Genomic DNA, 5,464 nt, shown 5'->3' on the forward strand with positions numbered 1-5,464 from the left:
CTGCTCGCACACATGCTCGAACGTCAGCCGGTAGGCCTCGCGCGGGAAGAGCTACTTGCGGTAGACCAGATTGAGCAGCGCCAAGGACTTGCGGCGCAGCGCGCGGACGACATGCCGGTAGCTCACAACATGGCTGGGCCATCCCTTGCCCACGCAGTGCCCTCGCGCCAACGACATCAGCGCCGTGCCACCCAAGCACACCTACAACCGATCTTCTCCAAACGATTGCTTGACGTAGCACAAAGTTACATAAATTCCTTTCGGTAACCTTGTGCTACAAATATTTGGAGGACCCATGAACATAACCGTCACCGCCGGGGCTGAAACCAGGCAACAGCTGCCCATGTCCGAAAACGTTGCTTGGACGTCCTGGAAATGGCAGCAACAAAATGCCATCACCAACGTCGAAGCCCTGGTCAACGTTTTTCCAGAGCTGAAGGACTCACCTCTGCTCGCACGCATCAGCGAGCGCCTGGATGGAAGAAAGCTTGGCATCACTCCGTACTACGCAGACCTGATCCGAAGCGGGATCAATGGACAGCCGATAGACAAGGATCCGCTGTGGCTACAGGTCGTGCCCGCATGGACAGACGCCTCGACGGGCGAGCTCAGCTACGACGGAGAGACTGACAACTGGGAGCTGCCGCATGAGATGGTCACGCCGATCTGTCAACACAAGTACGACAACCGGGTGATCATTCGCGTCTCGAACATCTGCCATGCGTACTGTCAGTTCTGCTACGAAGCTCTGCGTACGCTGGAAACCGAAACTGACAAGGGAAAATTCCGGAAGTCGGACTGGGCGGCTACGCTGGACTACATCGCCTCGCACCCCGAACTGGATGAGGCCATCGTCAGCGGCGGCGAGCCCTTGATGCATGCCGATGCGCAGCTGCGCGCAATGCTGGAAGATCTGCGCGCATTGCGACCTGAACTGGTCATCCGCCTTCACACGCGCGCGCTCAGTTTCAACCCTTTCCGGGTCACTGATGAATTGCTTGCCGCACTGCGTGAGACCCGCGTGACCGCGGTCGGATTGCATGTGGCCCATCCGCGCGAGATCACTCCCGAGTTCATCGCTGCTGTCGCCAAGCTCAGGCAGGCAGTGCCGCTGCTGTTCGCGAATATTCCGTTGCTGGCTGGCGTCAATGATGAACTGGACGTGATGAAGCCGCTATGCCTGGCTCTCTACCGCCACGGGGTGCTGCCGCACTACCTCTATCAGTTCATGCCGTTCTCGCCGGGGGACACGCAGTTCTGCACCGACATCAGCAAGGGCGTGGCCATCATCAAGCAGATGAAGCGGCGGATCTCCAACATGGCGGTGCCCGAGCTCGTGTTGCCGCATCGAACTGGAAAGTACTCAGTGCCGCTGAGCCTGTCAGGCGAGTCGCCGAAGCTTGAAGTTCGTGATGGTCGCGAGTTCGTCACGTTCCGCAACTGGAAGGATGAACTCTGTGTCTTCCCCGGCTGATGTCGATCTCAAAGCTGCTCGGATTCAGAAACGAGCAAGCGGTGAGGTCTCACAGGCGGCGTGGGATGCTCTGCCCATCGTGGTCAGCGGCTTTGCCTTTGGTCTGGTGTTCGGCCTGCTGTGCGTTCGCAACGGCTTGTCGGCGGGCGCGGCTACGCTGATGAGCGCGCTCGTGTTTGCCGGGGCCTCGCAGTTTGTGGCAATCGACTTCTGGCGTGATGGGGCGGCGGTGCTGCCTGTGGCCACAATCGCCTTCACCACGTTGGCGGTCAATTTACGGCACCTGCTGATGAGCGCCAGCCTGGCCCCTCAACTTGCACCCTATGGTCGAGGTCGCGTTGCGGCGGCGTTCTCGCTGCTGCTGATCGACGAGAGCTGGGCGCTGTCCGAACATCGCTTCAAGCAGCGTTCACCAACCCTGCGCTACTTCGTTGCCTGCGGTGGCTTGATCTATTGTGGCTGGGTAAGTGGCAGTCTCGTCGGCACGCAACTGGGCGCGACCATCTCAGACCCGGCGCGCTGGGGGCTGGACTTCACTTTCATCGCGATGTTCCTCTCGCTCTTGGTGCTGATGCACAAGCGTCGCACCGACCTTGCGGTCAGCCTGCTGTCGGCGGCGCTTGCCTGGTTGCTCTCGATGCTGCCTGGCCTAGGCACGCTTGCAGTGTTTGTTGCTGCGCTGGGCGCCAGCGCTGTCGTTGCAACGCTGACGGGGTCGCCAGAGGGCCACGTCGAACCAACAGTACCGAAGGAGCCGCAATGACCGCCCGCGAGCTGCTCGCCATCCTGCTGATGGCTGCATGCACGTACATGACACGCATCGGGGGCGTTTTCCTGCCGCTGCAGCGAGTGCGTTCTGCGTACCTCCAGCGGTTGCTGGGGCATCTCCCCGTCGCTGTGCTCGCTGCGCTGATCGGCCCGAAGCTGCTACAGGCACCGGATGCGTCGCTTTGGAGCGCAGCCGTGGTCACGCTCATCGTGGTGCTAACCAGCCGCAGTCCACTGCTGGGCGTACTGCTGGGAACCGGTAGCTGTGCGGCCTGGCGCTACTTCCTGAGCTGAAAGCTCAGTCCATTTTCGAATCGAATTTCACTGTCCATGTACAAGATCGGCATCCTCGACTCCAAGCACCATTCCTACGTCCTGCAGCCCGACCTTGAGCAACAAGTGTTCGACGGCGTGGCCGAGCTGCAGCTCTTTCACGTGAGCAGCGTCGCCGAGTTGCCGGAATGGGCACGCGCCTGCGACGGATTCATCTCCTGGCACCTGGTGCCGCTGGACGCTGGGGCACTGCAGCAGTTGACCTCCTGTCGCGCCATCGTTCGCGCAGCCGTCGGTTACGACAACATCGATCTGGGTACAGCCGCCGGCAAAGGCATCCAGGTGGCCAATGTTCCAGACTATGGCACGGAGGAGGTGGCTGACCACACGCTGGCGATGGCACTGGCCCTGCTGCGGCGGCTGCCCCGAGGCGACCAGTTGGTCCGCGGCGGCTGCTGGGATTGGCGTCAAGTGGGCGGCATGCCCCGGCTGCGAGGCTTCAACGTAGGGCTGCTGGGCTTGGGACGCATTGGCACCGCGGTCGCACGTCGCTTCCAGGCGCTGGGCTGTGAAGTCAGCTTCTATGACCCCGAGCGGCCCAGTGGCTGGGACAAGGCCGTGGGCGTCCAGCGCTGCGAAAGCTTGGATGAATTGCTCGAACGCTGCCAGCTGCTGTCCATCCACGCCCCGCTGAACCCAACGACACGACATTTGATTGACGCCGAGGCGCTCGCCAGGCTGGACGGAAAGTATCTGGTCAACACCGCACGCGGACCGATCATCGATCCCCAGGCTCTGAATGCAGCCATTGCCGCCAACAGTCTGGCGGGTGTGGGCCTGGATGTCTTCGCCGACGAGACCCAGCGTCCGCCAGAGCCGTTGGCTTCCAGCCCAGACGTGCTGTGGTCGCCGCACGTTGCCTTCTACGCCGACCCCGCGCTGGCCGAGTTGCGAATCAAAGCCGCGCAATGCCTGCGCGGCCTGCTCGAACAGGGGCATCACCGAAACGTGCTGAGCGCTGTTGCCTCCGCTTGAGGATGAAGGATTCGGCACCGGAGCCGGGCATGGTCCATGGCTCGTGCGCACTTAGCGTCTATGTCGCCTGGGCCGAGGTTCATTTGGCCTTCTACGCACAGCGCGCCCTGCCGGATCTCGCGCACGAGTTCTTCTTGGGCGCGTTCTTGGCTCAGCCGCCGGCTGGCGAGCTGCTGTTCGTCGGCAGCTACAGCGCCATGCTGCCAGAACGCCTGGCCGCGCCGCTGGTGCTATGCGACCTGAACGCTGGGATGTTGCACGCTATGCAGCGTCGGCGGCCAGACGCGCAAGCTGTGCTGGCGGATGTGCGCAAGCTACCTTTTCACGAGCGCTTTTCCTGCATCTGCATGCCAGGCGCGGTGACGGCGCATCTGCTTGACGATTTGGCACTGAATGACGCTTTGGAAGCATTGTCGACCGCGCTGCTGCCCGGGGGCACGCTCTACCTGGACGCCTACCTCCCTGAGATCGTCAACACCGATTACTTCTCGGGTCACGCGTCATTCCATGTCGATGCTGAGTCTTGGACACGCATCGCCCGCATTGCCGGGTTCGACACGCAGAGCGGCCTGCTGCAAGTCGACCTTCAGTTCGTCGACCCGCAAGGCCGCAGCGTCTGCAACGACCGGCTTATCCAGCGTTGCTACAGCGCTGCGGTGCTGGCCAAGGCCTGCACCGGGCACAGCCTGAGACTCCAGGACTGTTTTGCTGACACAGACAAGGGCCGGCTCTACTTGGCCCTGCAACGGGATCATTGACGTCTACCTTCCTGCACCATGAAACTGCTCGCGCCCATCCCCGGTCCTCTGTTGCCCAACCCCTTCCCGGGAATGGCTTGGCTGGAGGCTCAACTCGGACATCCTATAGTGGCACGGCTTGGCGCTAACGAGGCTTGGCCGCTCGGTGATGGACAACTGCGCGACGCTTGCGAGCAGCTCGCGCCGATGTGGCCTGAACTGCTGCGCCAATACCCCGACCCGTCCGCTGCTGGATTGCGCCAGCGTCTGGCCCAGAGCTGGCATGCAGACCCGGAGCAGTTGCTGATCGATGCCGGCGCCGACAGTCTGCTGTTGCTCGCGTTGCGTACCGCCTGCAGCCAACAGCAGCCCGTCATCACCAGCGCGGGCACCTACCCCACACTGGCCTATTTCGCGGCGGGGCTGGGACTGCCGCTGGTCGAAGTTCCCTATGCCCTCTCCGCTCAGGGGCGCCACACCGATCTCGACGGCTTGCACGCCGCCGCTTGGCTGCATAAAGCGGGTCTGGTCTACCTGGCCGACCCGGACAACCCCACCGGAAGTACTCATCCCTTTGAACGCCTTGAAGCATTCGCCAAGGCCCTTCCGCCAAGCTGCCTGCTGTTGCTCGACGAGGCTTACGCAGACTTCGCCGCGGAGCCGCGCAAGGCCCAGGCAATGCCGGGTGTCATCCGGGTTCGCAGCTTTTCCAAGAGTTTGGGGCTGGCAGGACTGCGCCTTGGATGCATGATTGCGGAAACACCGTTGTTGGAGGTGGCGCGTTTTCGGCGCATTCACTACTCGGTATCGGGGCTCTCGCAGGCTTTGCTGTCGCATCTGCTGGACAGCCCGCTCGCCCATCAGATTCGTAGCCGTACCCTGCTGGAGCGCGAGCGCTTGCGCAGCCAGTTGCTGGCTCGCGGCCTGGAGGCCTGGCCGAGTGCAACCAATTTCGTCACGGTCCGCTGCACCAGCAGCGACAGCGCATCTGCACTGCAGCGCCGGCTGTGGCAGCAACAGATTGCCATCCACAGGCCGGCGCATCCGGCCATGGCAGATGTGCTGCGCATCACCGTCCAGCCTCAGGCTTTCGATGAGTCACTGCTGGATGCGCTACAGGCCCACAGCCGGCTGGACTGAAAAACCTTTTTCAGAATCAAGGCGACACTAAAAAGCC

At 62.3% G+C, this 5,464-nt stretch carries 7 protein-coding genes; 6 read left to right on the forward strand and 1 reads right to left on the reverse strand.

Annotated elements, in window-relative coordinates; genetic code table 11:
- Positions 1-51: 51 nt before the first annotated feature.
- Positions 52-177, reverse strand: a complete 126-nt coding sequence (locus SM757_RS34410) for a hypothetical protein (protein WP_322468776.1) — start codon at positions 175-177, stop codon at positions 52-54.
- A gap of 118 nt (positions 178-295) precedes the next feature.
- On the opposite strand from SM757_RS34410, the gene SM757_RS34415 reads away from it, so the two are divergent.
- From SM757_RS34415 to SM757_RS34440, 6 genes are read left to right on the forward strand one after another with little or no spacing between them, the layout of a single operon-like run.
- Complete coding sequence (locus SM757_RS34415; RefSeq protein ID WP_322468777.1) at positions 296-1,474, forward strand: KamA family radical SAM protein; 1,179 nt, start codon at positions 296-298, stop codon at positions 1,472-1,474.
- The gene (locus SM757_RS34420; protein WP_322468778.1) at positions 1,458-2,237 is read left to right on the forward strand and encodes an AzlC family ABC transporter permease; all 780 of its coding nucleotides are present in this window, start codon (positions 1,458-1,460) and stop codon (positions 2,235-2,237) included. Before SM757_RS34415 ends, SM757_RS34420 begins: the two co-directional genes overlap by 17 nt.
- Entirely contained in the window at positions 2,234-2,536 is a 303-nt protein-coding gene (locus tag SM757_RS34425; RefSeq protein ID WP_322468779.1) for an AzlD family protein, read from the forward strand. The genes SM757_RS34420 and SM757_RS34425 overlap by 4 nt, the downstream gene beginning before the upstream one ends.
- Before the next feature lie 36 nt (positions 2,537-2,572).
- Complete coding sequence (locus tag SM757_RS34430) at positions 2,573-3,550, forward strand: C-terminal binding protein (protein WP_322468780.1); 978 nt, start codon at positions 2,573-2,575, stop codon at positions 3,548-3,550.
- A 29-nt stretch (positions 3,551-3,579) separates the two neighbouring features.
- Entirely contained in the window at positions 3,580-4,308 is a 729-nt protein-coding gene (locus SM757_RS34435; RefSeq protein WP_322468781.1) for a class I SAM-dependent methyltransferase, read from the forward strand.
- Positions 4,309-4,326: 18 nt separating this feature from the next.
- A complete protein-coding gene (locus SM757_RS34440; protein WP_322468782.1) occupies positions 4,327-5,427 on the forward strand; it encodes a pyridoxal phosphate-dependent aminotransferase in 1,101 nt (366 codons plus the stop codon).
- The last annotated feature ends 37 nt before the right edge of the window (positions 5,428-5,464 follow it).

The organism is Azohydromonas lata, assembly GCF_034427735.1.
Classification (GTDB): Bacteria; Pseudomonadota; Gammaproteobacteria; order Burkholderiales; family Burkholderiaceae_C; genus Azohydromonas; species Azohydromonas lata.

Bases quoted from the DNA above. Each gene is read 5' to 3' on its own strand.
- SM757_RS34410 (WP_322468776.1), bottom strand. From the start codon at position 177: ATGTCGTTGGCGCGAGGGCACTGCGTGGGCAAGGGATGGCCCAGCCAT.
- SM757_RS34415 (WP_322468777.1), top strand. From the start codon at position 296: ATGAACATAACCGTCACCGCCGGGGCTGAAACCAGGCAACAGCTGCCC.
- SM757_RS34425 (WP_322468779.1), top strand. From the start codon at position 2,234: ATGACCGCCCGCGAGCTGCTCGCCATCCTGCTGATGGCTGCATGCACG.
- SM757_RS34430 (WP_322468780.1), top strand. From the start codon at position 2,573: ATGTACAAGATCGGCATCCTCGACTCCAAGCACCATTCCTACGTCCTG.
- SM757_RS34435 (WP_322468781.1), top strand. From the start codon at position 3,580: ATGGTCCATGGCTCGTGCGCACTTAGCGTCTATGTCGCCTGGGCCGAG.
- SM757_RS34440 (WP_322468782.1), top strand. From the start codon at position 4,327: ATGAAACTGCTCGCGCCCATCCCCGGTCCTCTGTTGCCCAACCCCTTC.